The following is a 25,267-nucleotide window of genomic DNA, read 5'->3' as shown; positions in this document are numbered from 1 at the left end:
CATGGCACCTCCTCTGCGGGAATTCCCGATTATTCGTCGACCTCTTTCACTTCGACCAGGTGTTTCACCTGAAAAATCATCCCGCGGATGGCGGGGTTGTCCGGTTGAATCACCGTCTGTTCCCGTTTCTTCAGTCCGAGGGTGCGCAGGGTGACCCGATGGGCTTCCGGACGGCCGATCATGCTCCGTTTGAGGGTGATAGCCAATTTTTTCGCCACGGTCAACCCCTCCTTATCCTAACAATTCCTCGACGGTTTTGCCCCGGAGGCGCGCCACCTCTTCCGGCGTCTTCAGCTGCCGGATTCCGTCCAGGGTGGCCCGGACCATGTTGATGGGGTTGTTGGATCCCGTCGACTTGGTCAAGATGTCTCCGACCCCCGCCACCGTCAGCACGTCACGCACCGCACCGCCGGCGATCACTCCGGTACCTTTGGAGGCGGGCTTCATCAGGACGCGACCGGTTCCGAACTTGCCGATCACCTCGTGCGGAATGGTCGTTCCCTGAAGCGGGACACGAATCATATTCTTCTTGGCTTCTTCAATCCCCTTCCGGATCGCTTCCGGCACCTCCGCCGCCTTGCCGATCCCGGCACCGACCATTCCCTTTCCGTCTCCGACGACGACCAAGGCGCTGAAGCTGAACCGCCGTCCACCTTGGACCACCTTGGCGACCCGGTTGATGTTCACCACTTTCTCGATCAGTTCAGGGGCTTCGTTCTTCATCGGTTTTGCTTCCTTGCTCAAAAGTCAAGCCCTCCTTCCCGGGCACCTTCGGCCAGGGCCTTCACCCGACCGTGGTAAAGATAGCCTCCGCGGTCGAACACCACGCGTTTCAGACCTTTCTCCAACGCCCGTTTGGCGATCAACTGACCGACTTTGCGCGCCGCTTCCACGTTGCCGCCGTTCTCGATCTCGCCCTTCAGTTCCGGATCCAGAGTGGATGCGGAAACGAGGGTGTGGCCGGCCAAGTCGTCGATCAGCTGTGCGTAGATATTTTTGGAGGAGCGGAACACGTTCAGGCGGGGACGCTCCGGCGTGCCGAAGATCTTCTTGCGTACCCGCAGGTGACGCTTTTTCCGCTTCTTGTTGCGGTCCACTTTGGTGATCACGCCGCGTTCACTCCTTTCCTATGCGATGTGTTACTTGCCGGTTTTCCCTTCTTTCCGACGGATGCGCTCGTCGGAGTATTTGATCCCTTTGCCCTTGTAGGGTTCGGGTTCACGGACCGCCCGGATGTTGGCCGCCACCGCTCCCACTTTCTCCTTGTCGATCCCCTTGACGACGATCTGGGTAGCGGACGGCACTTCCAATTCAATCCCTTCCGGCTCCTGCACTTCCACCGGGTGGGAATAACCCACGCTCAGCACCACGGTTTTTCCTTTCTTCTGGGCGCGGTATCCGACGCCCACCAGCTCCAGCGTCTTGCTGAAACCGTTGCTCACGCCCTCCACCATGTTGGCGATGATGGAGCGGGTGGTTCCGTGCAGCGCCCGATGGAGCCGGTCATCGCTGGGCCGTTCCACCTTGAGCACGTTGTCTTCCTTCTTGACCGTCATGTCCGGATGGATCTGCCGGGTCAGGGTGCCCTTCGGCCCCTTGACGGTCACGGTGTTTCCGTCGATCGTCACTTCCACCCCGTTGGGGATGGTGATCGGTTTCTTGCCGACCCGAGACATTTTCTCACCTCCGTCCGTTTCCGCCGATTACCAGATGTAAGCCAGAACTTCGCCGCCCACCTTGGCTTGACGCGCTTCCTTGTCGGTCATCACGCCCTTCGAGGTGGACAGGATGGCTATCCCCAAGCCGCGCAATACCCGCGGAACTTCCGTGCTCTTGGCATAAACGCGCAATCCCGGTTTGCTGATCCGCTTCAGCCCGGTAATCACCCGTTCGTTGTTGGGGCCGTATTTCAGGAAGATCCGAATGACCCCCTGCTTTCCGTCGTCAATGTATTCCGCATCCCGGATAAATCCTTCCCGCTTCAAGATCTCCGCGATCTGCCGCTTGATTTTGGAAGCCGGTATTTCCACGCTCTCGTGGCGCACCGCGTTGGCATTGCGGATCCGGGTCAACATGTCGGCGATCGGGTCCGTCATCACCACTGGCATTCCCTCCTTCCTCATCCATTACCAGCTGGCTTTTTTCACGCCGGGAATCTGCCCTTTGTAGGCCAGCTCGCGGAAACAGATCCGGCAGAGGCGAAACTTGCGGAGCACCGAGTGGGGGCGTCCGCACCGCTCGCAGCGCGTGTATGCGCGCACTTTGAACTTCGGTTTGCGCTTCGCTTTCGCGATCATCGATTTTTTGGCCACCGCATTCCCTCCCTTTCCACGTTTTTCATCGGATCGATTCCATGAAGCATCCGAAAGGGCATCCTGTCCGAAGGCCTGGGGTCACTGCTTCCGGAACGGCATACCGAGCGCCTGCAGCAGTTCCCGCGCCTCTTCGTCCGTCTCAGCGGTGGTGACGATGATGACATCCATTCCCCGCACCTTATCCACCTTGTCGTAGTCGATCTCGGGGAAGATGAGCTGCTCCTTCAGCCCGAGGCTGTAGTTTCCGCGTCCGTCAAAGGACTTCGGCGATACGCCGCGGAAGTCGCGCACCCGGGGAAGAGCGATGTTGATCAGTTTGTCGAGGAAATGGTACATCCGATCGCCGCGCAGGGTGACCTTGCAGCCGATCGGCATCCCTTCCCGCAGCTTGAAGCCGGCGATCGACTTTTTGGCCCGGGTGACAACCGGCTTCTGACCGGAAATCAGGGTGAGGTCCTCCATGGCTCCGTCCAGGACCTTCGGATTTTGCACCGCTTCCCCAACGCCCATGTTGATCACCACTTTTTCCACCCGGGGAACCTGCATCGGGGAACGGTAATTGAACCGCTTCATCAGCGCCGGAGTAATCTCTTCGCGGAATTTTTGCTTCAGTCGGGGTGTCGTCAACGGTTTTCCCTCCCTTCCCTACCAAGGGTCACTTATCCAGCACTTCGCCCGATTTCTTGGCATAACGCACTTTTTTCATCTTGCCGTCCTTGCCCTCCACGAATTTGTAGCCAATCCGTGTCGGTTCTTTGGTCTTCGGATCTTCCAGCATCAAATTGGAGATGTGAATGGGCGCTTCAATCTCGATGATGCCCCCCTGCGGGTTCTTCGGAGAAGGACGGGTGTGTTTCTTCACCATGTTGCACCCTTCCACCAGGGCCCGCTGCTCTTTGGGGAACACTTTCAGGACCCGTCCCCGGGTGTAGACCACTTTCCCGTCCTTGTTCCGGGTCGGGGCATCTTTTCCGCGCATGACGATGACGGTGTCCCCCGCCTTGATATGCAACTTGTTGGAACGCTTGGCTCCCATTTCGGCACCTCCTCACCTATGGATTCACAGCACTTCCGGCGCCAGGGAAATGATCTTCATGAAATCCCGTTCCCTGAGTTCCCGGGCGACCGGCCCGAAAATCCGCGTCCCGCGCGGGCTTTTGTCTTCACGGATCACCACGGCGGCATTCTCGTCAAACCGGATGTAGGAGCCGTCGCTCCGGCGAGTCGGTCGAGTGGTGCGAACCACGACCGCCTTCACCACATCCCCCTTCTTGACAACGCCGCCGGGTGTAGCTTGTTTCACGGAAGCAACAATGATGTCTCCGATCCCCGCGGAATACTTTTTCGACCCGCCCAGGACCCGAATGCACATCAGCTCTTTCGCGCCGGAGTTGTCGGCGACGCGCAGGCGGCTTTGCGGCTGAATCATCGGTTACCCTCCTTCCCGACCGTCCGCTTCTTAGATGATGACTGCTTCTTCAACGATTTCAACGAGGCGCCAACGCTTTTCCTTGGAAAGGGGACGCGTCTCCATGATCTTGACCACGTCTCCCACCTTGGCTTTGTTTTCCTCATCGTGAGCCTTGAACTTCTTCGTGTAGCGCACGCGCTTCCCGTACAACGGATCCCGCTTGTAGGTTTCCACGGCGACGACGATGGTTTTGTCCATCTTGTCGCTCACGACTTTGCCGATTCGAACCTTCCGCTGGTTCCGGCTGCTCATCCATGTCGCCTCCTTTCGATACCCAGTTCGCGCTCCCGGAGAACCGTCTTCACCCGGGCGATGTCTTTGCGAACCTGGCGGATTCGGGCCGGATTTTCCAATTGCCCGGTCGCCTTTTGGAAGCGAAGGTTGAACAGTTCTTCCTTCAGCGAACGCAACTTCTGTTCGATTTCCGCGGTGGTCAGTTCCGCGAGCTCTTTAGCTTTCATCCGCCTCACCACCCGCTTTCTCCCGAACGACGAACTTCGTCTTGATCGGCAATTTGTGCCCTGCCAAGCGCAGAGCTTCCCGGGCCACCTCTTCCGACACGCCGGCCAACTCGAACATCACTTTCCCCGGCTTGACCACGGCGACCCATTTTTCCGGGGAACCTTTCCCGCTCCCCATCCGGACCTCCAGGGGTTTTTGCGTCACCGGCTTGGAGGGGAAGATTTTGATCCACACTTTCCCGCCCCGCCGGATATAACGGGTCATCGCAACCCGGGCGGCCTCGATCTGCCGGTTGGTGATCCACGCCGGCTCCAGGGCCTGCAGACCGTATTCGCCGAAGGTCACCTCGGTGCCGCCCTTGGCCCGTCCCTTCATGCGACCCCGATGCTCCTTGCGAAACTTGGTCCGTTTGGGCATCAGCATGTCACTCGCCTCCTTCCGCCTCTTCCTTCTTCTTGGGAAGAACCTCGCCGCGATAAATCCACACTTTCACGCCGATCCGTCCATAGGTGGTATGGGCTTCCGCAAAGCCATAGTCAATGTCCGCCCGCAGCGTGTGGAGAGGAACCGTCCCTTCCGTGTAGCCTTCCGTCCGGGCGATATCGGCACCGCCGAGGCGGCCGCTCACCTGGGTGCGCACACCCTTGGCCCCGGCCCGGAGAGTCCGCTGGATGGCCTGTTTCATCGCGCGGCGGAAGGAAATGCGTCGTTCCAATTGTTGGGCGATGTTCTCCGCAACCAGTCTCGCATCCAACTCCGGAACCTTGATCTCACTGATGTTGATGTGCACCTTTTTCCCGGTCATCTTGACCAGTTCCTGGCGCAAGGCTTCCACTTCCGCTCCGCCCTTACCGATCACCATGCCGGGCTTCGCGGTGTGGATGGTGATGTTCACCCGGTTGGCGGCCCGCTCGATCTCGATGGTGGAGACGGCGGCGTCCTTCAACCGGCGATAAATGTATTCGCGAATCCGAATATCCTCATGCAACAGGTCGGCATAATCCTTTCCGGCGTACCATTTGGACTCCCAGTCCCGGATGATTCCAACCCGGAGTCCCACCGGATTTACCTTCTGACCCACCGGTTCATCCCTCCTTATTCATCGGCCACCACCACGGTGATGTGGCTGGTCCGCTTATTGATCCGGCCGGCCCGTCCCTTGGCCATCGGGCGGTACCGCTTCATCGTCGGACCTTCGTCCACGTAGGCCTTCTCAACGTAAAGGCGCGAGGTGTCCATGTTGTAGTTGTGCTCCGCATTGGCCACCGCCGAGCGCAATACCTTTTCGATGATCGGCGAGGCGGCCCGGGGGGTGAAACGCAGGATCGCCAGGGCTTCCTCCACGGATTTTCCGCGGATCAGGTCGATCACCAGCCGCGCCTTGCGCGGTGCGATCCGGACGTAACGTGCGACGGCTCTCGCTCGCATCTTCCAAACCTCCTCTCACGCGACCGGTCCTCTACCGTTTGCGCGTCTTTTTGTCATCGCCAGCGTGACCGCGGAAGGTGCGGGTGGGGACGAATTCGCCCAGCTTGTGCCCCACCATGTCCTCCGTCACGTACACCGGCACGTGCTTCCTCCCGTCGTACACGGCGAAGGTGTGCCCGACAAACTCGGGGAAAATGGTGGAACGGCGGGACCACGTCTTGATCACGCGCTTCTCATTCTTCTCATTCAGCTCCCGCACTTTTTTCAGCAGGTGCTCATCGGCAAAGGGGCCTTTTTTCAGGCTGCGTCCCATGCATGCGACCTCCCTTCGGGCAGTTTTTCTCCGGGTGGAGAAGGGTAAAGGAAAACATACGACCATGCATTGACCGCGCCACTTCCTCGAACTCCGATTCCAGGCGACCTCCGGAAAGCGCCGAAGGCCGGAAAGGAACCGCGGCGAACTCCGGGGCGGAACTTACTTCTTGCGGCGACGGACGATGTATTTGTCCGAAGGCTTGTTCTTCTTCCGGGTCTTGAAACCGAGAGTCGGTTTACCCCACGGAGTCATCGGCGACTTCCGCCCGATGGGAGCCTTACCCTCACCACCGCCGTGCGGGTGGTCCACAGGGTTCATCACCGAACCGCGAACCGTCGGACGGCGTCCGAGCCAGCGCGCCCGTCCCGCCTTACCGATCGTGATCAGTTCGTGGTCCAGATTGCCCACCTGACCGATGGTCGCCCGGCATTCCTTGCGAACCATGCGCACTTCACCGGATGCGAGACGGATGATGGCGTAATCGCCTTCTTTCCCCAACAGCTGCGCCTGGGCGCCCGCCGCGCGAACCATCTGCCCGCCGCGGCCCGGCTTCAGCTCGATGTTGTGGATCACCGTTCCCACCGGGATGTTGGCCAAGGGCAGGGCGTTACCCACCTTGATGTCCGCGTCGGGACCGGACATGATCTTGTCTCCCACTTTCAGACCGTGGGGAGCCAGGATGTACCGCTTCTCACCGTCTGCATAATGGATGAGGGCGATCCGCGCCGAACGGTTGGGATCGTACTCGATGGTCGCCACCTTGCCGGGAATTCCGTCCTTGTTCCGCTTGAAATCGATGATCCGGTACTTCCGCTTGTGCCCGCCCCCCTGGTGGCGCACCGTGATCTTCCCTTGGTTGTTCCGGCCCGCTTTCCGGATCAGCGGTACGGTGAGGGATTTTTCCGGCTTGTCAGTGGTGATCTCCTCGAAGGTGGAGACCGTCTTCTGCCGCACACCCGGAGAGGTGGGTTTAAAATGCTTGATACCCATGATTCTCCCTCCTTTTCTCAGGGAATCAGACTTCGAAGACCTCGATCGTCTTGCTGTCCTCCGTCAGCTTTACAATGGCCTTTTTCCAGTTGCGCCGCCGTCCGCTGTAGCGGCCGAACCGCTTCACTTTTCCGCGGACGTTCATCGTGTTCACCTTTTCCACTTTCACTCCGAAGATCTGTTCCACCGCCTGCTTGATCTCCGTCTTGTTGGCCTTCGGATCCACTTCGAAGACGTACTTCTTCTCAGCCATCAGATCCGTCGACTTCTCGGTCACCACAGGGCGGCGGATGATGTCGCGAGGGTCTTTCACCGGCCCCACACCTCCTCCACGCGGGCCACTGCATCCCGAGTGAGGATCAGCTTGTCGTGGTTCAAGATGTCGTACACGTTGAGTCCTTCGGCTTGGATAAACTTCACTCCGGGAATGTTGCGGGCGGACAAGGCCACGTTCTCGTCGTAGTTCGAGCTGACCACCAGCGCTTTGCGGTCCGCCTTCAGGTTGCCCAGAACCTTCACCATCTCGCGGGTTTTGGGCTGTTCCATCTTCAGATCGTCCAGCACGATCAGTTCTTCATCCCTCACCTTGGACGACAGAGCCGATTTCATCGCCAAACGGCGCACCTTTTTCGGCAATTTATAAGCATAACTGCGGGGTTTCGGTCCGAAGACAACCCCGCCGCCCACCCACAGGGGCGAACGGATGCTACCGTGACGGGCGCGACCGGTCCCTTTTTGCCGCCAGGGCTTGCGTCCTCCTCCGCGCACGGCCGCCCGGTTCTTCACCGCGTGGGTCCCCCGTCGCATCGACGCCAGCTGCATGACGACGGCGTCGTGGAGGACGGCGGCATGGGGCTCGATACCGAACACGGCATCGGACAATTCGATTTCGTCCACCTGGCTGCCGTTCATGTCGTACACTGCCACCTTCGGCATGACAGATCCTCCTTTCCCTATGCGAACATCACTTGCTCTTTACGGCGGACTTGACGATGACGTAGCTGTTCCGCGGTCCGGGCACCGACCCCTTGATCAGGAGCAGGTTGCGCTCGGGGTCCACCTTGACCACCTTCAGGTTCTGGATGGTCACGCGCTCGCCTCCCATGCGCCCGGGAAGCGTTTGTCCCTTGAACACGCGGTTAGGCGCGATCGACCCGAGGGATCCGGGTCCCCGATGATACCTGGAACCGTGGCTCATCGGCCCGCGGGCTTGGTTGTGCCGCTTGATGGCGCCGGTAAAGCCCTTCCCCTTCGACGTGGCGGTGACATCCACGACATCACCTTCGGCGAACAGGTCGACCTTCACTTCCTGACCCAGTTCGAACTCCGCCGGATTCATTCCGCGAATTTCACGGATAAAGCGCTTCGGGGTCGTCCCCGCCTTCTTCGCGTGGCCGATCTCCGGGCGGTTCGCCCGATGTTCCTTTTTGTCTTCAAAGCCGAGCTGAACGGCTTCGTACCCGTCCGTCGCTTTTTCCTTCTTCTGGAGGACGACACAAGGACCGGCAGCGATCACCGTCACCGGCACCGCCGTGCCCTCGGCATCAAAAACCTGCGTCATCCCCAGCTTCTTGCCGAGAATCCCCTTCACCTCAAACACCTCCTGACGGCCTGGGTTGCATCAGCCTCTATAGTTTGATTTCGATATCCACACCGGACGGCAGATCCAACCGCATCAACGCGTCCACCGTCTGCGGCGTCGGGTTGACGATGTCGATCAACCGCTTGTGGGTCCGCATCTCGAATTGCTCGCGGGAGTCCTTATACTTGTGGACCGCCCGCAGAATCGTAATCACCGACCGCTCCGTCGGCAGCGGAATCGGCCCCGAAACGCCGGCCCCCGTCCGCTTGGCCGTGTCGACGATCTTCTCCGCAGACTGGTCCAGGATGCGGTGGTCGTACGCTTTGAGCCGGATGCGAATTTTCTGTTTGGCCATCGATGCCCCTCCCTTTCGCCCATTTTGACAATGGACTTCTCCGCGAAAATTTCCCGACCACCCATGGCAAAGGGGCCGGGTGTGTCGGCAACCTTCCGCTTCATCGCTGTCCACAAACCAACGAGTTATATTATATAAAAAGGCCGGGACGGATGCAAGAAAAAATCGGCATCTTACCCGGCATTTCATTTTTTCATTATATATATATCGTCCCAAAGGGGGATTGATCTCTTCTCCGAACAACCGGTTCTTCGGTTTCGGATCCAGCTCCACCTTAACCAGACCAAACCTTTCGATCGGCCAGCGCCCGATCCACCGCCTTGATGACAGAAAGCGGCGCGGGGACTTTCCCCGAGGCAACCACCTCACCGTCGACGATGACGGCTGCGGTGTTGTATCCCTTCAGCCAGTTTGCCCAGAAAGCGCGGAACCGACCGTTCTTTTTCCGTGCCCGCCACAGAAGGGTCGTGTAGGAAAAGAGATTGCGAGGGTCGACCACATCCACCCGGACGCGATCGCCGAAATGTTTCGTCAGTTCCACATAGATTTTTCCCATCTCCTCCATCAACCGTCTGCGTTCCGGAAAGACGCATCCCTCATCCGTCCAGAAACGGGCATCCCCCTCGATCCAACCGCAACAACCGCTGCCGGACATCTGCATGTCCGCTTCCCGGACCAAGAGCACATGAACCGGTTCCATCGGCACCCCCCTCCCGCCTCCGTGACAACATCAGCATCAATCGGCGGTAAGCGCTTCTTCGTTCATACTCTCTCTTCAGGGCTTTCCTTCGATGCGGACCCATTTCAGGGTGTACTTGGCCCCGACCGGATGGCGCACCAGATTCTTGACGTAGGTCTTTTGAAGGTATGCCTCCTTTTCATAATAGAGGGGGGCCGCTCCCGCTTCTTCCACCAGGATTTTCTCCGCCTGAATCAGGTCCTTCTCCCGCTTTTTAAAGTCGGGGTTCTCCCGGGAGCGCTCGATCAGCTCGTCATACCGCCCGTTGCTCCAGCCGCCGAAGTTGAGGGCGTTTTTAGAGTGCCACATGTCGAGGAAGGTCATCGGATCGTTGTAATCCCCCGTCCAACGAACAAAGGTAAGGTGGAATTTCCCCTGTTCCTCCATTTCGAATTTCTGCTTTTGCGGGAGGGGATTGATCCGGATCTTCACGCCGAGGGTTTTCTGCAACTGCTCCTTCAGGGTGAGGGCGATGAGTTTCCGGTCATCGTCATAGACGAGAAGCTCGATGTCCGGGAGGGTGTCGATGCCCAGCTCCTTCATCCCCTCCTGCAGCAGGCCTTTGGCCTTTTCCGGATCGTACTTCACGTATTCCTTGGCATGATCCCGGAAATATCCCTCATAACCCATCACCAGCGGGGGCACCATGCCCCCCGCGGGAACATCGTCCTTCAACCCCTTTGCGATCAGCTCTTCCCGATCCACCGACAGGCTGAAGGCTTGACGGATTTTCTTGTTTGCGAAGATCGAAAAGTTCGTGTTGAACCGAAGGAAATAGATGGTTCCGCTGTTGGCCGTGACGAATTCCTTGGTGTCCTTGAAGGCGTCGATCAGATCGTTGTTCAACATCACCACATCCGCCTGGTTGGAAACGTACATTCCCATTGCTTCTTCCGCATCCGGCACGATTCGGACGTTCACCTCGTCGAGGTGGACGTTTTTGCGGTCCCAGTACTTCCCGTTCTTGGAAAACTGATAGCTGTTCTGATGACTCCACTCCGACATCACAAAGGGTCCGTTGTACACCATCTTGTCCGCATCCTTGGCATACTCGTCCCCGTACTTCTCCACAATGTCCTTCCGCTGCGGAGAATAGGTGATGAAGGAAGTCAGGCTGAGAAAGTAGGGAATGGGTTCCTTCAACCGGACCCGCAGGGTTTTGTCGTCGAGAGCCTTGACCCCCACGTCCTCCGCACTCCCCTTGCCGGTGTGATATTCCTCCGCACCCTCGATCGGATAAAGGATAAAGGCGTAGGCGGACTTGGTCTTGGGGTTGAGCGCCCGCTTCCAGGCATATTCGAAATCGTGGGCCGTTACCGGCCGACCGTCGCTCCACTTCGCGTCCCTCAGCTTGAAGGTATAGGTTTTTTTATCCTTGCTGATCTTCGGAAAATCGGCGGCCATTCCCGGCTCCGGCCGGTTCTCCGGACCCAGGCGCATCAATCCCTCCAGCACATTGGTCGCGATTTTCACGGAACTGTCGTCGATCAGTTTGGCCGTGTCCAGATTGATCGGTTCCGCTTTTTCCACCAGGTTGAGCACCTGTTTCTCTCCGCTTCCCTTGAAAGCCTCCCCGAGAAAGCCACCGCATCCTGCAAGCAACCATCCCGTGAGCCCTACCAGCACGGCAAGAGCGGAAAACCTCTTTTTCACCATCTTCCTCCCCTAAACGGAATATTCGTGTTAAACAAAATAAATGATAATTCAATCATCGGGATCTCTTAGTATTATAACGAGCCAGTCCCTTTAAATAAAGTATTTTTCGTCATTTCCAACAATCGGTTCCCCGCTCCGGCCGTCCCCGTCGGAGGCGATGAAGCTTTTAAAGGAAAAAATCAGACTAGGAAAATTCAGGATTGGAAAGGGCCCGGGGCGCACTGACACAAAAAAGCCGCCGACCTGTACAGGTCGACGGCTTTTGCATCCCTTATTCGTTGACTTTCGTCACCGCGCCGGCTCCGACCGTGCGGCCGCCTTCGCGGATCGCGAATTTGGTTCCTTGCTCGATGGCGATCGGGGAGATCAATTCCACTTCCAGGGTGACGTTGTCTCCGGGCATGACCATTTCGGTCCCTTCCGGCAGCTTGACGACACCGGTCACGTCGGTGGTGCGGAAGTAGAATTGGGGACGATAACCGTTGAAGAACGGGGTGTGACGTCCTCCCTCTTCCTTGGTCAAGCAGTAGACTTGAGCGGTAAATTTGGTGTGCTGTTGAATGCTGCCAGGCTTGGCCAGCACTTGACCGCGCTCCACTTCCTTCCGCTCGATCCCGCGGAGCAGGGCACCGATGTTGTCACCGGCTTCGGCTTGGTCAAGCAGCTTCCGGAACATTTCCACCCCGGTAACAACGGTTTTCTTGGGCTCTTCGGACAGACCGACGATCTCCACTTCGTCCCCCGCTTTGACGGTTCCCCGCTCGACACGGCCCGTGGCCACCGTACCGCGCCCGGTGATGGTGAACACGTCTTCGACCGGCATCATGAAGGGCTTGTCGGTATCCCGTTCCGGGGTCGGGATGTACTCGTCCACGGCTTTCATCAGCTCGCGGATGCTGTCGGCCCATTCGCTTTCCGGGTTTTCCAGCGCTTTGAGGGCGGAACCCTTGATGACCGGCACTTCGTCACCGGGGAAGTCGTATTCGGAGAGCAGATCCCGGACTTCCATTTCAACCAGCTCGAGCAGCTCTTCGTCGTCCACCATGTCCACCTTGTTCAGGAAGACGACGATGTAGGGAACGCCCACCTGACGGGAGAGCAGGATGTGCTCCCGGGTTTGCGGCATCGGGCCGTCGGCGGCGGAAACGACGAGGATCGCACCGTCCATCTGGGCAGCCCCGGTGATCATGTTCTTCACGTAGTCGGCGTGACCCGGGCAGTCCACGTGGGCATAGTGGCGGTTTTCGGTTTCATACTCCACGTGGGCGGTGGAGATGGTGATCCCCCGCTCTTTTTCTTCCGGCGCTTTGTCGATTTCATCGTAGGCGGTGGCAACCGCTCCACCGGTTTTGGAGAGCACGGTGGTGATCGCCGCGGTCAGCGTGGTTTTCCCGTGGTCGACGTGACCGATGGTGCCGATATTGACGTGCGGCTTGGTGCGCTCAAATTTGGCTTTGGCCATGATACTGCATCCTCCTTTGTTTATTTCGGATTCTCTTTCACCCGAACCGCCCGGCCGGGTGACAGGGAATATAGCCGGAAGCGGATGACCGCTTCGGGGCTTGCTTCATTTCATCGGGATTACTGGCCCGATGCCTTGGAGATGATCTCATCGGCGATGTTCTTGGGCACTTCCTCGTAGTGGTCAAACTGCATGACATAGGTGCCGCGGCCCTGGGTGCGCGAACGCAGGTTGGTCGCATACCCGAACATCTCCGCCAAGGGGACAAAGGCCCGGATCACCTGGGAGCCCGACCGGGAGTCCATGCCCTCGACGCGACCGCGCCGGGAGTTGATGTCCCCGATGATGTCCCCCATGTATTCTTCGGGAACGGTGACTTCCACCTTCATGATCGGCTCGAGCAGAACCGGATCGCATTTGTCCTTCGCCGCCTTGAGGGCGAGGGAACCGGCGATCTTGAAGGCCATTTCCGAGGAGTCCACATCGTGGTAGGACCCGTCGAAGATGGTGGCCTTGATGTCCACCATGGGGTATCCGGCCAAAACGCCGTTTTGCATGGCTTCTTCGATCCCGGCCTGAACGGCGGGGATGTATTCCTTCGGAACGACGCCGCCGACGATCTTGTTCTCGAACTCGAAACCGGACCCTTCAGGCAGGGGTTCGAATTCGATCCACACGTGACCGTACTGGCCGCGTCCACCGGTCTGCCGGATGTATTTCCCTTCCACCTTGGCCGACTTGCGGAAGGTTTCCTTGTAGGCCACCTGGGGTGCGCCGACGTTGGCCTCCACCTTGAACTCCCGCTTCAGCCGGTCGACGATGATGTCCAGGTGGAGTTCGCCCATCCCGGAAATGATCGTCTGACCCGTCTCCTCGTCGGTATGGGAGCGGAAGGTGGGATCCTCCTCGGACAGTTTGACGAGGGCCATCGCCATCTTGTCCTGATCGGCCTTGGTCTTCGGTTCGATGGCCACCGAGATGACCGGATCGGGGAAGACCATCGATTCCAGGATGATCGGATGTTTCTCGTCGCACAGGGTGTCCCCCGTCGTGGTGTCCTTCAGCCCGACGGCGGCGGCGATGTCACCGGCATAAACGGTGCTGATCTCTTGCCGGTGATTGGCGTGCATCTGCAGGATCCGGCCGATCCGTTCCCGCTTGCCCTTGGTGGAGTTGAGCACGTAGGAACCGGAATTGAGGGTGCCGGAGTAGACGCGGAAGAAGGTGAGCTTTCCGACATAGGGGTCGGTCATGATCTTGAACGCCAACGCCGCGAAGGGCTGGTCGTCCCCGGATTTCCGCGAAGCCTCCGTTCCGTCCGGAAGCTCGCCCTGGATATCCGGCACGTCCAGCGGGGACGGCAGGTAATTCACCACGGCGTCCAGGAGGAGCTGAACCCCTTTGTTCTTGTAGGAAGAGCCGCACAGAACGGGAACGATTTCCACGTTCACCGTCCCCTTGCGGAGGACGCGGTGGATCTCCTCCTCGGTGATCTCTTCCCCTTCCAGGTATTTCATCATCAGCTCGTCGTCCAGATCAGCCACCTTTTCCAGCAGCTGCATCCGGTATTCTTCCGCCTTCTCCTTGTATTCGTCGGGAATCTCCCGCGCCTCGCTGCGGGTTCCGAGATCATCCAGATAGTAGTAGGCGCAGTTCTTGATCAGGTCGATGATCCCTTCAAAGGTATCCTCGGCCCCGATGGGCAGTTGGATCGGCACCGCGTTGGCCCCGAGCCGTTCGCGGATCTGCTCGACGGCACCGTAAAAATCGGCGCCGATGATGTCCATCTTGTTGATGTATGCGATCCGCGGGACGCGGTACTTGTCCGCCTGCCGCCAGACGGTTTCGGACTGGGGTTCCACGCCGCCCTTGGCGCAAAAGACCCCGACCGCCCCGTCCAACACGCGCAGGGACCGCTCCACCTCGACGGTAAAATCGACGTGTCCCGGAGTGTCGATGATGTTGATCCGATGACCTTTCCACTGGCACGTGGTCGCTGCGGAGGTGATGGTAATCCCGCGCTCCTGCTCCTGTTCCATCCAGTCCATGGTGGCCGCCCCTTCGTGCACCTCTCCGATCTTGTGCACGCGGCCGGTGTAGAACAGGATCCGTTCCGTGGTCGTCGTCTTACCGGCGTCGATGTGAGCCATGATCCCGATGTTGCGCGTGTTTTCCAAAGAAAATTCACGTGCCATCGGAATGTCTCCTTTCAAGCTCCGCTTACAGTGGGATTACCAGCGATAGTGTGCGAACGCCCGGTTGGCTTCCGCCATCCGGTGGGTGTCTTCCTTCTTCTTCACCGCTGCGCCGGTGTTGTTGGCCGCATCCATGATTTCGTTGGCCAACCGCTCCTGCATCGTCTTCTCATTGCGCAGCCGTGCGTAGTTGACCAACCAGCGCAGTCCCAGACTGGTGCGCCGGTCCGGCTTCACTTCGACGGGCACCTGATAGTTGGCCCCGCCGACGCGGCGAGCCTTCACTTCGAGAACAGGCATCACGTTTTTCAGGGCCTGTTCGAACACCTCCATCGGATCCTTGCCCGTCCGCTCGCGGATGATGTCGAAGGCTTCGTACAGGATCCGTTGGGCTTTCCCTTTCTTTCCGTCGATCATCAGCCGGTTGATCAGCCGTGTCACCAGCTTGCTGTTGTAGATCGGATCGGGAAGGACTTCCCGACGGGGTACCGGTCCCTTGCGTGGCATGCGTTTCCCTCCTTTACCGCGCGGTATGTCTCCTTCGATGTTTCATGCTGGCGTCACTTCTTCGGCCGCTTGGTCCCGTATTTGGAACGGCCTTGCATCCGGTTCTGCACGCCGGCCGTGTCCAGCGCACCGCGGACAATGTGATAACGCACACCAGGCAGGTCCTTCACCCGTCCGCCCCGCACGAGAACAACCGAGTGCTCCTGAAGGTTGTGGCCGATCCCCGGAATGTATGCGGTCACCTCAATCCCGTTGGAGAGGCGAACCCGTGCGTATTTCCGAAGCGCGGAGTTCGGCTTCTTCGGAGTCATCGTCCCCACACGAGTGCAGACACCGCGCTTCTGCGGCGAGCTTTGGGGAATCAGCTCCTTGCGGAAGCTGTTGTACCCGTATTGCAGGGCCGGCGCCGTCGATTTGGACTTTTTCCGCTTCCTTCTCTTCCGGACGAGCTGGTTGATTGTCGGCAAATGTGCCACCTCCTCCCCATCGAATTCAAGACCACAGAACCAGGCGGTTCATTTGTGGACAAAGGAAGGGCATGGTCACCCCGCGCACAAGCGGAACGCGTCCCGCGACAGCGGCACGCGGCTTCCGAACATCACGGATCAACAGCGGATCGATCAGAAAAGCGACCGGAGGTTCACTGCTTCAAGATCGCCGCCGTGGCTGCTCCCACTTCGATTCCGCAAGCTTTCCCGAGCTCCTTCATGGAATCGACATAGCTGACGGCGATCCCCCGGTTCCGGCACATGGAGATCACCGGTGAGATCACGTGTTGGTCTGCGTCCTGCGCAACGACGACTTCCTGCACCTTCCCCTGTTCAATCGCTTTTTTCGTCTGCTTGGTACCGATCAACAAGGATTTCGCCTCTTTCACTTTTTCATAAGACACAAGTAGCCCTCCAAAGTGAAATTTACCAAGCACACGACGATATCTTAACACCTTGCCGAAACGTTGTCAATAAGGACCATTCGGTCCGTCCGCCGGGGGAAGGAAAGCCGGCGGATCGGGGCGAACGCCGCGCCCCGATCCGCCTTCCCGGCCCTTCCCGAGCAGGGCCAATCCTCAATCCACCAGCACTTTTTCCTGTTCCGCCCCTTCGCCGTCGGTCTGCTCTTCGCCGCGGACCCGGGCCTTCAGGTTGCGGTAGCGGGCCATGCCGGTACCGGCCGGGATCAGCTTCCCGATGATCACGTTTTCCTTCAATCCCAGCAGCTGATCCACCTTGCCCTTGATCGCGGCGTCGGTGAGCACCCGGGTCGTCTCCTGGAAGGAGGCCGCCGACAAGAAGGATTCGGTTTCCAAGGAAGCCTTGGTGATCCCCAGGAGGATGGGCCGGGCGACGGCCGGCTCCTTCCCTTCCAGCAGCACCTTCTTGTTGGCCTCCTCGTACTCGTGGAGGTCGACGTAGGAGCCGGGGAGGAGATCGGTGTCCCCCGCGTCGGTGATGCGCACCTTGCGCATCATCTGGCGGATCATCACTTCGATGTGCTTGTCGTTGATCTCCACTCCCTGCAGCCGGTACACCTTCTGCACTTCCTGCAGGAGGTAGTTCTGAACGCCGCGGATGCCCTTGACGCGGAGAAGCTCCTTCGGATCGATCGATCCTTCGGTCAATTCATCCCCGGCCTCGACGCGGTCTCCGACGGAAACCCGGAGGCGCGATCCGTAGGGAACGCCGTACACCTTGGTTTCCACGTCGCCCTTGATCTCGACTTCCCGGCGATCCCGCGTCTCGCGGATGTCGACGACTTCCCCGCTGATTTCGGAGATCGTCGCCTGCCCTTTCGGGTTGCGGGCCTCAAACAGCTCCTGCACCCGGGGCAGACCCTGCGTGATGTCGTCCCCGGCCACGCCGCCGGTATGGAAGGTCCGCATGGTGAGCTGGGTTCCCGGTTCCCCGATGGATTGGGCGGCGATGATCCCGACCGCTTCGCCGATCTCCACCGGGGTGCCGAGGGCCAGGTTGCGGCCGTAGCACATCTTGCAGACCCCGTGGCGGGTCCGGCAGGAGAGGACGGAGCGGATCTCCACTTCCTCGATGCCGGCTTCCACGATGCGGGCGGCGATGTCTTCGTCGATCATCTTGTTCCGCTCGACGATCACTTCCCCCGTCTCCGGATGGCGGATCGTCTTGAAGGCGAACCGGCCGACGATCCGGTCGTAAAGCTCCTCGATCACTTCCCCCTCGTCTTCGATCCGACGGACGGTCAGCCCCTTGTCGGTGCCGCAATCCTCTTCGCGGACGATCACATCCTGGGCCACGTCCACGAGACGACGGGTGAGGTAACCCGAGTCCGCCGTCCGGAGCGCCGTGTCCGCCAACCCCTTCCGGGCGCCGTGGGTGGAGATGAAGTACTCCAACACGGTCAAGCCTTCGCGGAAGTTGGACTTGATGGGCAGCTCGATGATCTTACCGGCCGGGTTGGCCATCAGACCGCGCATCCCCGCCAGCTGGGTGATCTGGGAAACGTTCCCCCGGGCTCCGGAGTTGGCCATCATGTAGATCGAGTTGAATTTGCCCAGTTTCTTCATCAGGATGTCGGTGATCTCATCCTTGGCCTGACTCCAGATGGAGATCACGCGATCGTACCGCTCTTCGTCGGTGATGAGACCGCGCCGGTACTGCTTCATCACCAGCTCGACCTTTTCTTCGGCCTGTTTCAGAATCTCCTTTTTCTCCTCGGGAACCACCACGTCGGTGACGGAAATGGTGATCCCCGCCTTGGTGGAGTAGGAGTAGCCCAGCTCTTTGATCTTATCCAGAACGATGGTCGTCTGGGTGGTGCCGAACCGACGGAAGCACTCGGCGATGATCGTTCCCAGGAAGCCTTTTTTCACCGCATCGGTTTCGGGGAGGCTCTGGATTTTCTCCAGCACGTTGGCTCCCTTTTCGTAGATGAAGTAGCGGTCGGGAGTTCCTTCCGTCAGGTTCTTTTTGGTCGGCTCGTTGATATAGGGGAATGCGTCAGGGAAAATCTCGTTGAAGATGAGTTTGCCGACCGTGGTGATGAGCAGCGCGTTCTTCTGTTTTTCGGTGAAGGACGTCCGGTTCAGGCTGCGGACCGGGATGACGATCCGCGCGTGCAGGGTGACGAGTCCCTGCTGATAAGCATTGATCGCTTCACCCGGCGTGGCGAAGCGGCGTCCTTCCCCTTTGTCCCCCGCCTTCTCCAGGGTCAGATAGTAGCAGCCGAGCACCATGTCCTGGGAGGGGGTCACCACCGGCTTGCCGTCCTTGGGGTTGAGAATATTGTGGGCCGCCAGCATCAACAGCCGCGCCTCCGCCTGGGCTTCGGCGGAAAGGGGGACGTGGACGGCCATTTGGTCCCCGTCGAAGTCGGCGTTGTAAGCCGTACATACGAGGGGATGCAGCTTGATCGCCCTCCCCTCCACCAGCACCGGCTCGAAGGCCTGAATCCCGAGGCGGTGCAGCGTGGGAGCCCGGTTCAGGAGGACGGGATGCTCCTTGATCACTTCTTCCAGCACATCCCACACTTCAGGGTGAACCCGCTCCACTTTCCGCTTGGCGCTCTTGATGTTGTGGGCGAGTCCCTTGGCCACCAACTCCTTCATCACGAAGGGCTTGAACAGCTCCAGGGCCATCTCCTTGGGCAGACCGCACTGATACATCTTCAGGTTGGGGCCGACGACGATCACCGACCGGCCGGAATAGTCCACCCGCTTACCCAGCAGGTTTTGGCGGAACCGCCCCTGTTTTCCCTTCAGCATGTGGGAGAGGGACTTGAGGGTGCGGTTGCCCGGTCCGGTCACCGGCCGTCCGCGCCGGCCGTTGTCGATCAGGGCGTCCACCGCTTCCTGCAGCATCCGCTTCTCGTTTTGGACAATGATGTCCGGAGCGCCCAGATCCAAGAGGCGCTTCAGACGGTTGTTCCGGTTGATCACCCGGCGGTACAGGTCGTTCAAATCCGAGGTGGCGAACCGCCCCCCGTCCAATTGGACCATCGGCCTCAGTTCCGGCGGAATCACCGGGAGCACATCGAGGACCATCCACTCCGGACGGTTGCCGGAATTCCGGAAGGCCTCCAGCACTTCAAGCCGCTTGATCGCCCGGTTGCGGCGCTGACCCTGGGCGGTGGCCAGCTCCTGCTTCAGGGCTTCCACTTCCTTGTCCAGGTCGATCTCCTGGAGGAGCCGCTTGATGGCTTCCGCCCCCATCATCGCCGTAAAGGCGTTGCCGTACTTCTCCCGGTAGTTGCGGTACTCCTTCTCGGACAGGAGCTGCTTTTTCTCCAGAGGCGTCGGACCGGGGTCGACGACGACGTAGGAGGCGAAGTAGATCACTTCCTCCAGGGAACGCGGAGACATGTCCAGAACCAGGCCCATCCGGCTGGGAATCCCCTTGAAATACCAGATGTGGGAAACCGGGGCGGCCAGCTCGATATGCCCCATCCGCTCCCGACGGACCTTGGCCCGGGTCACTTCCACGCCGCAGCGGTCACAGACAACCCCCTTGTATCGAACCCGCTTGTATTTCCCGCAATGGCACTCCCAATCCTTCGTCGGGCCGAAGATCTTTTCGCAGAACAGCCCTTCTTTTTCCGGCTTCAGCGTCCGGTAGTTGATGGTCTCCGGCTTCTTCACTTCGCCGCGGGACCAGGAGCGGATCTTCTCCGGAGAGGCTAGGCCGATTTTCATGAATTCAAAGTTGTTGACGTCCAGCACAGGGCATTCCTCCCTCAGGATCATCCCGATTCACGCCGTGGACTGCGGATCGGCGGGAAGCCGCCGTCGATCGGTCGAGGTCGATCTGCTGCGATGCATGCCGGCGTTCCTTAGGAAGTGGAAGGGGTCTTTTGGACTTCCCCGCTTTCCAGATCCAGTCCCAGTTTGTCACCCGCGGACTCCTCTTCCTCCTCCATCTCCCGGATTTCGATCTCTTCCTCGTTCTCAGCGAGGATTTTCACATCCATCCCCAGGCTCTGCAGCTCCTTAATGAGCACCTTGAAGGATTCGGGGACACCGGGTTCCGGCACGTTCTCCCCTTTGACGATCGCTTCGTAGGTCTTGACGCGGCCGACCACGTCGTCCGATTTGACGGTGAGAATCTCCTGCAGGGTGTAGGCGGCTCCGTACGCTTCCAGAGCCCACACCTCCATCTCGCCGAACCGCTGTCCGCCGAACTGCGCTTTCCCGCCCAGCGGCTGCTGGGTGACCAGGGAGTAGGGTCCGGTGGAACGGGCGTGGATCTTGTCGTCCACCATGTGGGCCAGCTTGATCATGTACATCACGCCGACGGTCACGCGGTTTTCAAAGGGTTCGCCGGTCCGACCGTCATACAGGATCGTCTTGCCGTCTTCATCCAGCCCCGCTTCCTTCAGGGCCTCCATCACGTCGTACTCGTTCGCTCCGTCAAAGACCGGCGTGGCCATGTACAGGCCGAGGGATTTGGCGGCCATCCCCAGGTGCGTCTCCAGCACCTGCCCGATGTTCATCCTCGAAGGCACGCCCAGGGGGTTGAGCACCACTTCCACCGGTGTTCCGTCCGGAAGGAAGGGCATATCCTCCTCGGGCAGGATGCGGGCGATCACCCCTTTGTTTCCGTGGCGGCCCGCCATTTTATCCCCTTCGGAGATTTTCCGCTTCTGGGCGATGTACACCCGGACCAACTGGTTGACGCCGGGAGGCAGTTCATCCCCGTTTTCCCGGGTGAACACGTTCACGTCGACGACGATCCCGTCGGTGCCGTGGGGGACGCGGAGGGAGGTATCCCGCACTTCCCGCGCCTTTTCCCCGAAGATGGCGTGGAGAAGCCGCTCTTCGGCGGTCAGCTCGGTCACCCCTTTGGGGGTCACTTTGCCGACGAGAATGTCGCCGGCCTTGATTTCGGCACCGATCCGGATGATTCCCCGTTCGTCCAGGTTCCGAAGCGCGTCCTCCCCGACGTTGGGGATGTCCCGGGTGATTTCCTCGGGACCCAGCTTGGTGTCCCGGGCTTCGCATTCGTACTCCTCGATGTGGATGGAGGTGTAGACGTCCTCCTTCACCAGCTTTTCGCTGAGGAGGATGGCGTCCTCATAGTTGTATCCTTCCCAGGTCATGAAGGCGACCAGGACGTTTTGCCCGAGGGCCAGTTCTCCCTGCTCGGTGGAGGGGCCGTCGGCAATGGTGTCCCCTTTCTCCACCCGGTCGCCCACCTTGACGATGGGCCGCTGGTTGATGCAGGTCCCCTGGTTGGAGCGGGCAAACTTGATCAGTTTGTATTTGTCCAGATCGCCCTTGACGATCTGGCCGTCCACTTCCTCTTCGTGGCGGATCCAGATCTCGTCGGCGGTCACCCGCTCGACGACCCCCGAACGCTTGGCGATGACGGTGACGCCGGAATCCCGGGCCGCCTTGTATTCCATTCCCGTGCCCACGTAGGGAGCGCGCGGCCTCAAAAGCGGAACCGCCTGCCGCTGCATGTTGGATCCCATCAGGGCGCGGTTGGAGTCGTCGTTTTCCAGGAACGGAATGCATGCGGTCGCCACGGAGACCACCTGCTTGGGCGACACGTCCATGAAATCGACCCGTTCCCGGGGCACCGAGATCGTTTCATCCTGATAGCGGACAACCACCTGTTCGTTGACGAAATACCCCTCTTCATCCAGCGGCGCGTTGGCCTGAGCGATGTAGTAGTTGTCCTCCTCGTCGGCGGTCAGGTAGACGATCTCGTCCGTCACCCGGTGGGTATCCGGATCCACCTTCCGGTAGGGCGTCTCGATGAACCCGTATTCGTTGACCCTCGCATAGGTGGAAAGGGAGTTGATCAACCCGATGTTGGGACCCTCCGGCGTCTCGATGGGGCACATCCGTCCATAGTGGGAGTGGTGGACGTCCCGCACCTCGAAACCGGCCCGCTCCCGGGTGAGCCCGCCCGGTCCCAGGGCGGAGAGCCGCCGCTTGTGCGTCAGCTCGGCGAGGGGATTGGTCTGGTCCATGAACTGGGAAAGCTGGCTGCTTCCGAAGAACTCCTTGATGGCGGCGATCACCGGCCGGATGTTGATCAGGGCCTGGGGCGTGATGGCATTGGCATCCTGAATCGACATCCGCTCCCGGACCACCCGTTCCATCCGGGACAAGCCGATGCGAAACTGGTTTTGAAGCAGCTCTCCGACGGAACGGAGGCGCCGGTTGCCGAGGTGGTCGATGTCATCCGTGCTGCCCACGCCGTGCAGCAGGTTGATGAAGTAGTTGACGGTGGCGACGATGTCGGCCGGGGTGATGTGCTTGACCGACTGATCCACCACGGCGTTGGAGATCACGTTGATCACTTTGCCTTCCTGTTCCGGAGAGAAGACCTTGATCGCCTGCAGCCGGCAGGGACCTTCCACGGCGCCGCCGCGCAGGGAATATTCCTTGATTCCGTAGGCTTTCTCCCCTTCCAGATAGGGAAGCAACTTGTTCAGGGTCCGACGGTCCACCACCTGGCCCGCCTCGGCGATGATCTCCCCGGTTTCGGCATCGACGATCGGTTCCGCCAGACGCTGGTTCAGCAAACGGTTCTTGATGTGAAGCTTCTTGTTGATCTTGTACCGTCCCACATGGGCCAGATCGTACCGCTTCGGGTCGAAAAACCGGGAATACAGCAGGCTGCGGGCGTTTTCCGCCGTCGGCGGTTCACCCGGGCGCAAGCGCTCGTAGATCTCGATCAACGCCTTTTCCGTCGTGCCCGTGTTGTCCTTGTCCAGCGTGTTGCGGACGAACTCGTCCTCGCCGAGCAGGTCGAGGATGTCCGCGTCGCTGCTGAATCCCAAGGCACGCAAAAGAACCGTCACCGGAATCTTCCGCGTGCGGTCGATCCGCACGTAGAGGATATCCTTGGCGTCGGTTTCAAACTCCAACCATGCCCCCCGGTTGGGGATCACGGTCGCCGTGTACATCGGCTTCCCGTTCTTGTCTATCTTCATGCTGTAATAGACGCTGGGAGAGCGTACCAGTTGGCTGACGATCACCCGCTCGGCACCGTTGATGATAAAAGTGCCCGTCTCCGTCATCAGCGGGAAATCGCCCATAAACACCTCCTGTTCCTTCACCTCGCCCGTCTCCTTGTTGATGAGGCGGACCTTCACCCGGAGCGGCGCCGCATAGGTGACGTCCCGCTCCTTCGCCTCCTCCACCGTATATTTCGGTTCTCCCAGGCTGTAATCGATGAACTCCAGGACGAGGTTGCCGGTAAAGTCCTCGATCGGCGAGATATCTTGAAACATCTCGCGCAATCCTTCTTCCAGGAACCACTGGTACGATTTCTGCTGGATTTCGATCAGATTGGGCAGTTCCAGCACTTCGTTGATCCTCGAGTAGCTCCGCCGCATGCGCCGGCCGTACTGGACCATTTTGCCTGCCAAATAAGCTCCCCCCTCGTACCCGATTGGCGCGTCTTCCCGTCAAAAAAAGAAAACGGGCCAAATTTACCGCATTTTCCCACCTGAAACAGTCTATTCACTTATGTTAACCAATCGCGGAGCGGCTTATTCCCGCACCGGAGTGGAAAATGGTTTAGGAGGAAAAAAGGACACAATGCACCCACACATTAGTTGGCATTTTATAACGTTATCACAACGATCTTCCGGTGTCAACCATTTTGGACGCCGGCCCCTCCTTCACCGGTCCGCCCTCAGGATCCAGTATCCTTTCTTCTGCTCGACGCGGGAGACGCTCCGGAAGTGTTTCTCCAGCTCTCTCTTCGCCGACTCGGCCCCCTGCTTTTTGCGGATCACCACCCAGAGAGATCCGCCGGGCCGGAGATGCTCCGCCGACTCGGCGAACAACCGATAGACCACCGCCTTGCCGGCCCGGATCGGCGGGTTGATTAAAGCGGCATCGAAAAGGCGGTCCGAAAGGGCGCGCAGTCCGTCGCTTTCCAGGATGGTCACCCGGTCGCTCACGCCGTTGAGCCGGGCGTTGCGCTCCGCCAGCAGGAGCGCCCTCCGGTTCACGTCCACCATGGTCACCCGGCAGGAAGGGTCCGCCTTCGCGCAGACAATTCCCACGGGGCCGTAACCGCATCCGAGATCCAGGATCTCCGCCGCCTCCGGCAGATGAACCGTTTCGATCAACAGGCGGGTTCCAAAGTCGACCCCTTGTTTGGAAAAAACCCCGGCATCGGTCCAGAAACGAAACTCAAACCCCTTGAGGCGTGCGACGATTTGCCGCTCGTCTCCGGTGGTTTCCGGCCGGGAAGTGAAATAATGCTCCCACCGGTCGGTCACCGATGCTCACTCCCCTCATATCCCCTGCGCCCTTCTCCGGCCTCTCGCCGCCCGGACAAAAGGGAACGTCCCTTTGCGGCAAGGCTTCGCAAAGTCCACCCCGCGTTCCCGTTCCCTCCGAGGAATAAAAGCAACCCGCCGGCGACTGCCGGCGGGTCAGCCGGTGGGTTACTTCAACTCGACGGTAGCACCGGCTTCTTCCAGCTTCGACTTGATCTCTTCGGCTTCTTCCTTGGAAACTCCCTCTTTGATCGGTTTCGGAGCTTCGTCCACCAGGGCCTTCGCTTCCTTCAGACCCAGTCCGGTGATGGCGCGGACCACCTTGATCACGTTGATCTTGGAGCCGCCCGGGTTGGCCAGGATCACGTCGAATTCGGTCTTTTCCTCCGCCGCTTCGGCCGCGGCACCCGGAGCAGCCACCGCCACCGGCGCAGCCGCCGTCACACCGAACTCCTCTTCGATCGCCTTCACCAGATCGTTCAGCTCGAGAACGCTCATCCCTTTGATGGCCTCAATGATTTCTTCCTTAGTCATCATGCATAACCTCCTCTTGCGAATATCAAAACCTGTTTGCCC

31 protein-coding genes are annotated in these 25,267 nt (G+C 59.5%); all 31 read right to left on the bottom strand.

Going from position 1 to position 25,267, the window contains the following annotated elements; genetic code table 11:
- Positions 1–29: 29 nt before the first annotated feature.
- The 31 genes from rpmD to rplL all read right to left on the bottom strand — a co-directional run bounded on the left by rpmD (position 30) and on the right by rplL (position 25,225).
- Positions 30–218 (bottom strand): 50S ribosomal protein L30, encoded by a 189-nt coding sequence (gene rpmD / locus CLV97_RS14230; RefSeq protein ID WP_106346191.1) that lies wholly within the window; start codon positions 216–218, stop codon positions 30–32.
- 13 nt (positions 219–231) lie between these two features.
- Positions 232–723 carry a 30S ribosomal protein S5 gene (rpsE, locus tag CLV97_RS14225; protein ID WP_106346219.1) on the bottom strand — a complete coding sequence of 164 codons (492 nt, stop codon included), beginning with the start codon at positions 721–723 and terminating at the stop codon, positions 232–234.
- Positions 724–740: 17 nt separating this feature from the next.
- Entirely contained in the window at positions 741–1,109 is a 369-nt protein-coding gene (gene rplR / locus CLV97_RS14220) for a 50S ribosomal protein L18 (protein ID WP_106346190.1), read from the bottom strand.
- A 30-nt stretch (positions 1,110–1,139) separates the two neighbouring features.
- Entirely contained in the window at positions 1,140–1,676 is a 537-nt protein-coding gene (gene rplF, locus CLV97_RS14215) for a 50S ribosomal protein L6 (RefSeq protein WP_106346189.1), read from the bottom strand.
- A gap of 27 nt (positions 1,677–1,703) precedes the next feature.
- The gene (gene rpsH / locus CLV97_RS14210; protein ID WP_106346188.1) at positions 1,704–2,102 is read right to left on the bottom strand and encodes a 30S ribosomal protein S8; all 399 of its coding nucleotides are present in this window, start codon (positions 2,100–2,102) and stop codon (positions 1,704–1,706) included.
- A gap of 24 nt (positions 2,103–2,126) precedes the next feature.
- Entirely contained in the window at positions 2,127–2,312 is a 186-nt protein-coding gene (locus CLV97_RS14205) for a type Z 30S ribosomal protein S14 (RefSeq protein WP_106346187.1), read from the bottom strand.
- Between the two features lie 81 nt (positions 2,313–2,393).
- Positions 2,394–2,942 carry a 50S ribosomal protein L5 gene (rplE, locus tag CLV97_RS14200; protein WP_106346186.1) on the bottom strand — a complete coding sequence of 183 codons (549 nt, stop codon included), beginning with the start codon at positions 2,940–2,942 and terminating at the stop codon, positions 2,394–2,396.
- A 28-nt stretch (positions 2,943–2,970) separates the two neighbouring features.
- Entirely contained in the window at positions 2,971–3,327 is a 357-nt protein-coding gene (gene rplX / locus CLV97_RS14195) for a 50S ribosomal protein L24 (RefSeq protein ID WP_106346218.1), read from the bottom strand.
- Between the two features lie 48 nt (positions 3,328–3,375).
- A complete protein-coding gene (gene rplN, locus CLV97_RS14190; protein ID WP_092039351.1) occupies positions 3,376–3,744 on the bottom strand; it encodes a 50S ribosomal protein L14 in 369 nt (122 codons plus the stop codon).
- A gap of 30 nt (positions 3,745–3,774) precedes the next feature.
- A complete protein-coding gene (gene rpsQ, locus CLV97_RS14185; protein WP_106346185.1) occupies positions 3,775–4,038 on the bottom strand; it encodes a 30S ribosomal protein S17 in 264 nt (87 codons plus the stop codon).
- Complete coding sequence (gene rpmC / locus CLV97_RS14180) at positions 4,035–4,247, bottom strand: 50S ribosomal protein L29 (protein WP_106346184.1); 213 nt, start codon at positions 4,245–4,247, stop codon at positions 4,035–4,037. The genes rpsQ and rpmC overlap by 4 nt, the downstream gene beginning before the upstream one ends.
- On the bottom strand, positions 4,237–4,671 hold the full coding sequence (gene rplP, locus CLV97_RS14175) for a 50S ribosomal protein L16 (RefSeq protein ID WP_106346183.1): 435 nt from the start codon (positions 4,669–4,671) through the stop codon (positions 4,237–4,239). The genes rpmC and rplP overlap by 11 nt, the downstream gene beginning before the upstream one ends.
- Position 4,672: 1 nt before the next feature.
- On the bottom strand, positions 4,673–5,329 hold the full coding sequence (gene rpsC, locus CLV97_RS14170) for a 30S ribosomal protein S3 (protein WP_106346182.1): 657 nt from the start codon (positions 5,327–5,329) through the stop codon (positions 4,673–4,675).
- A 14-nt stretch (positions 5,330–5,343) separates the two neighbouring features.
- Positions 5,344–5,676 carry a 50S ribosomal protein L22 gene (rplV, locus tag CLV97_RS14165; RefSeq protein ID WP_106346181.1) on the bottom strand — a complete coding sequence of 111 codons (333 nt, stop codon included), beginning with the start codon at positions 5,674–5,676 and terminating at the stop codon, positions 5,344–5,346.
- Positions 5,677–5,707: 31 nt separating this feature from the next.
- Complete coding sequence (gene rpsS / locus CLV97_RS14160) at positions 5,708–5,989, bottom strand: 30S ribosomal protein S19 (RefSeq protein ID WP_092039341.1); 282 nt, start codon at positions 5,987–5,989, stop codon at positions 5,708–5,710.
- Positions 5,990–6,151: 162 nt separating this feature from the next.
- Positions 6,152–6,982, bottom strand: a complete 831-nt coding sequence (gene rplB, locus CLV97_RS14155) for a 50S ribosomal protein L2 (RefSeq protein WP_106346180.1) — start codon at positions 6,980–6,982, stop codon at positions 6,152–6,154.
- 25 nt (positions 6,983–7,007) lie between these two features.
- Entirely contained in the window at positions 7,008–7,295 is a 288-nt protein-coding gene (gene rplW / locus CLV97_RS14150) for a 50S ribosomal protein L23 (RefSeq protein ID WP_106346179.1), read from the bottom strand.
- Entirely contained in the window at positions 7,292–7,918 is a 627-nt protein-coding gene (rplD, locus tag CLV97_RS14145) for a 50S ribosomal protein L4 (protein WP_106346178.1), read from the bottom strand. The genes rplW and rplD overlap by 4 nt, the downstream gene beginning before the upstream one ends.
- Before the next feature lie 28 nt (positions 7,919–7,946).
- Positions 7,947–8,573 carry a 50S ribosomal protein L3 gene (rplC, locus tag CLV97_RS14140; RefSeq protein WP_106346177.1) on the bottom strand — a complete coding sequence of 209 codons (627 nt, stop codon included), beginning with the start codon at positions 8,571–8,573 and terminating at the stop codon, positions 7,947–7,949.
- Positions 8,574–8,610: 37 nt separating this feature from the next.
- On the bottom strand, positions 8,611–8,919 hold the full coding sequence (gene rpsJ / locus CLV97_RS14135) for a 30S ribosomal protein S10 (protein WP_092039331.1): 309 nt from the start codon (positions 8,917–8,919) through the stop codon (positions 8,611–8,613).
- Between the two features lie 274 nt (positions 8,920–9,193).
- Entirely contained in the window at positions 9,194–9,619 is a 426-nt protein-coding gene (locus tag CLV97_RS14130) for a hypothetical protein (RefSeq protein WP_106346176.1), read from the bottom strand.
- A 75-nt stretch (positions 9,620–9,694) separates the two neighbouring features.
- Positions 9,695–11,314 (bottom strand): peptide ABC transporter substrate-binding protein, encoded by a 1,620-nt coding sequence (locus tag CLV97_RS14125; protein ID WP_106346175.1) that lies wholly within the window; start codon positions 11,312–11,314, stop codon positions 9,695–9,697.
- 271 nt (positions 11,315–11,585) lie between these two features.
- Positions 11,586–12,776, bottom strand: coding sequence for an elongation factor Tu (tuf, locus tag CLV97_RS14120; protein ID WP_106346174.1), 1,191 nt, complete (start codon positions 12,774–12,776; stop codon positions 11,586–11,588).
- Positions 12,777–12,895: 119 nt separating this feature from the next.
- On the bottom strand, positions 12,896–14,971 hold the full coding sequence (fusA, locus tag CLV97_RS14115; RefSeq protein WP_106346173.1) for an elongation factor G: 2,076 nt from the start codon (positions 14,969–14,971) through the stop codon (positions 12,896–12,898).
- Between the two features lie 36 nt (positions 14,972–15,007).
- Positions 15,008–15,478: a 30S ribosomal protein S7 gene (gene rpsG, locus CLV97_RS14110; RefSeq protein ID WP_106346172.1), complete on the bottom strand. Its 471-nt coding sequence runs from the start codon at positions 15,476–15,478 to the stop codon at positions 15,008–15,010.
- A 53-nt stretch (positions 15,479–15,531) separates the two neighbouring features.
- Positions 15,532–15,945, bottom strand: a complete 414-nt coding sequence (gene rpsL, locus CLV97_RS14105) for a 30S ribosomal protein S12 (RefSeq protein ID WP_106346171.1) — start codon at positions 15,943–15,945, stop codon at positions 15,532–15,534.
- 173 nt (positions 15,946–16,118) lie between these two features.
- Entirely contained in the window at positions 16,119–16,370 is a 252-nt protein-coding gene (locus tag CLV97_RS14100; RefSeq protein ID WP_106346170.1) for a 50S ribosomal protein L7ae-like protein, read from the bottom strand.
- A 174-nt stretch (positions 16,371–16,544) separates the two neighbouring features.
- A complete protein-coding gene (rpoC, locus tag CLV97_RS14095) occupies positions 16,545–20,165 on the bottom strand; it encodes a DNA-directed RNA polymerase subunit beta' (RefSeq protein ID WP_106346169.1) in 3,621 nt (1,206 codons plus the stop codon).
- Positions 20,166–20,275: 110 nt separating this feature from the next.
- The gene (rpoB, locus tag CLV97_RS14090) at positions 20,276–23,827 is read right to left on the bottom strand and encodes a DNA-directed RNA polymerase subunit beta (protein ID WP_106346168.1); all 3,552 of its coding nucleotides are present in this window, start codon (positions 23,825–23,827) and stop codon (positions 20,276–20,278) included.
- A 255-nt stretch (positions 23,828–24,082) separates the two neighbouring features.
- Positions 24,083–24,691 (bottom strand): class I SAM-dependent methyltransferase, encoded by a 609-nt coding sequence (locus CLV97_RS14085; RefSeq protein ID WP_106346167.1) that lies wholly within the window; start codon positions 24,689–24,691, stop codon positions 24,083–24,085.
- A gap of 168 nt (positions 24,692–24,859) precedes the next feature.
- Positions 24,860–25,225, bottom strand: coding sequence for a 50S ribosomal protein L7/L12 (rplL, locus tag CLV97_RS14080; RefSeq protein ID WP_106346217.1), 366 nt, complete (start codon positions 25,223–25,225; stop codon positions 24,860–24,862).
- Between the last annotated feature and the right edge of the window lie 42 nt (positions 25,226–25,267).

It is taken from the genome of Planifilum fimeticola (genome assembly GCF_003001905.1).
Lineage (GTDB): Bacteria > Bacillota > Bacilli > Thermoactinomycetales > DSM-44946 > Planifilum > Planifilum fimeticola.
Note: the sequence above shows the minus strand (reverse complement) of the source record. Positions and strands in the feature narration are given on the sequence as shown.

What these genes read in the sequence shown, in the direction of transcription:
- rpsS (WP_092039341.1), bottom strand. Translation starts at nt 5,989, where the DNA reads ATGGGACGCAGCCTGAAAAAAGGCCCCTTTGCCGATGAGCACCTGCTG.
- rpmC (WP_106346184.1), bottom strand. Translation starts at nt 4,247, where the DNA reads ATGAAAGCTAAAGAGCTCGCGGAACTGACCACCGCGGAAATCGAACAG.
- rplP (WP_106346183.1), bottom strand. Translation starts at nt 4,671, where the DNA reads ATGCTGATGCCCAAACGGACCAAGTTTCGCAAGGAGCATCGGGGTCGC.
- rpsQ (WP_106346185.1), bottom strand. Translation starts at nt 4,038, where the DNA reads ATGAGCAGCCGGAACCAGCGGAAGGTTCGAATCGGCAAAGTCGTGAGC.
- tuf (WP_106346174.1), bottom strand. Translation starts at nt 12,776, where the DNA reads ATGGCCAAAGCCAAATTTGAGCGCACCAAGCCGCACGTCAATATCGGC.
- rplL (WP_106346217.1), bottom strand. Translation starts at nt 25,225, where the DNA reads ATGACTAAGGAAGAAATCATTGAGGCCATCAAAGGGATGAGCGTTCTC.
- rpsG (WP_106346172.1), bottom strand. Translation starts at nt 15,478, where the DNA reads ATGCCACGCAAGGGACCGGTACCCCGTCGGGAAGTCCTTCCCGATCCG.
- rpsJ (WP_092039331.1), bottom strand. Translation starts at nt 8,919, where the DNA reads ATGGCCAAACAGAAAATTCGCATCCGGCTCAAAGCGTACGACCACCGC.
- CLV97_RS14130 (WP_106346176.1), bottom strand. Translation starts at nt 9,619, where the DNA reads ATGGAACCGGTTCATGTGCTCTTGGTCCGGGAAGCGGACATGCAGATG.
- rplD (WP_106346178.1), bottom strand. Translation starts at nt 7,918, where the DNA reads ATGCCGAAGGTGGCAGTGTACGACATGAACGGCAGCCAGGTGGACGAA.
- rplN (WP_092039351.1), bottom strand. Translation starts at nt 3,744, where the DNA reads ATGATTCAGCCGCAAAGCCGCCTGCGCGTCGCCGACAACTCCGGCGCG.
- rplB (WP_106346180.1), bottom strand. Translation starts at nt 6,982, where the DNA reads ATGGGTATCAAGCATTTTAAACCCACCTCTCCGGGTGTGCGGCAGAAG.
- CLV97_RS14125 (WP_106346175.1), bottom strand. Translation starts at nt 11,314, where the DNA reads ATGGTGAAAAAGAGGTTTTCCGCTCTTGCCGTGCTGGTAGGGCTCACG.
- rplV (WP_106346181.1), bottom strand. Translation starts at nt 5,676, where the DNA reads ATGCGAGCGAGAGCCGTCGCACGTTACGTCCGGATCGCACCGCGCAAG.
- rplF (WP_106346189.1), bottom strand. Translation starts at nt 1,676, where the DNA reads ATGTCTCGGGTCGGCAAGAAACCGATCACCATCCCCAACGGGGTGGAA.
- fusA (WP_106346173.1), bottom strand. Translation starts at nt 14,971, where the DNA reads ATGGCACGTGAATTTTCTTTGGAAAACACGCGCAACATCGGGATCATG.
- rpsE (WP_106346219.1), bottom strand. Translation starts at nt 723, where the DNA reads ATGAAGAACGAAGCCCCTGAACTGATCGAGAAAGTGGTGAACATCAAC.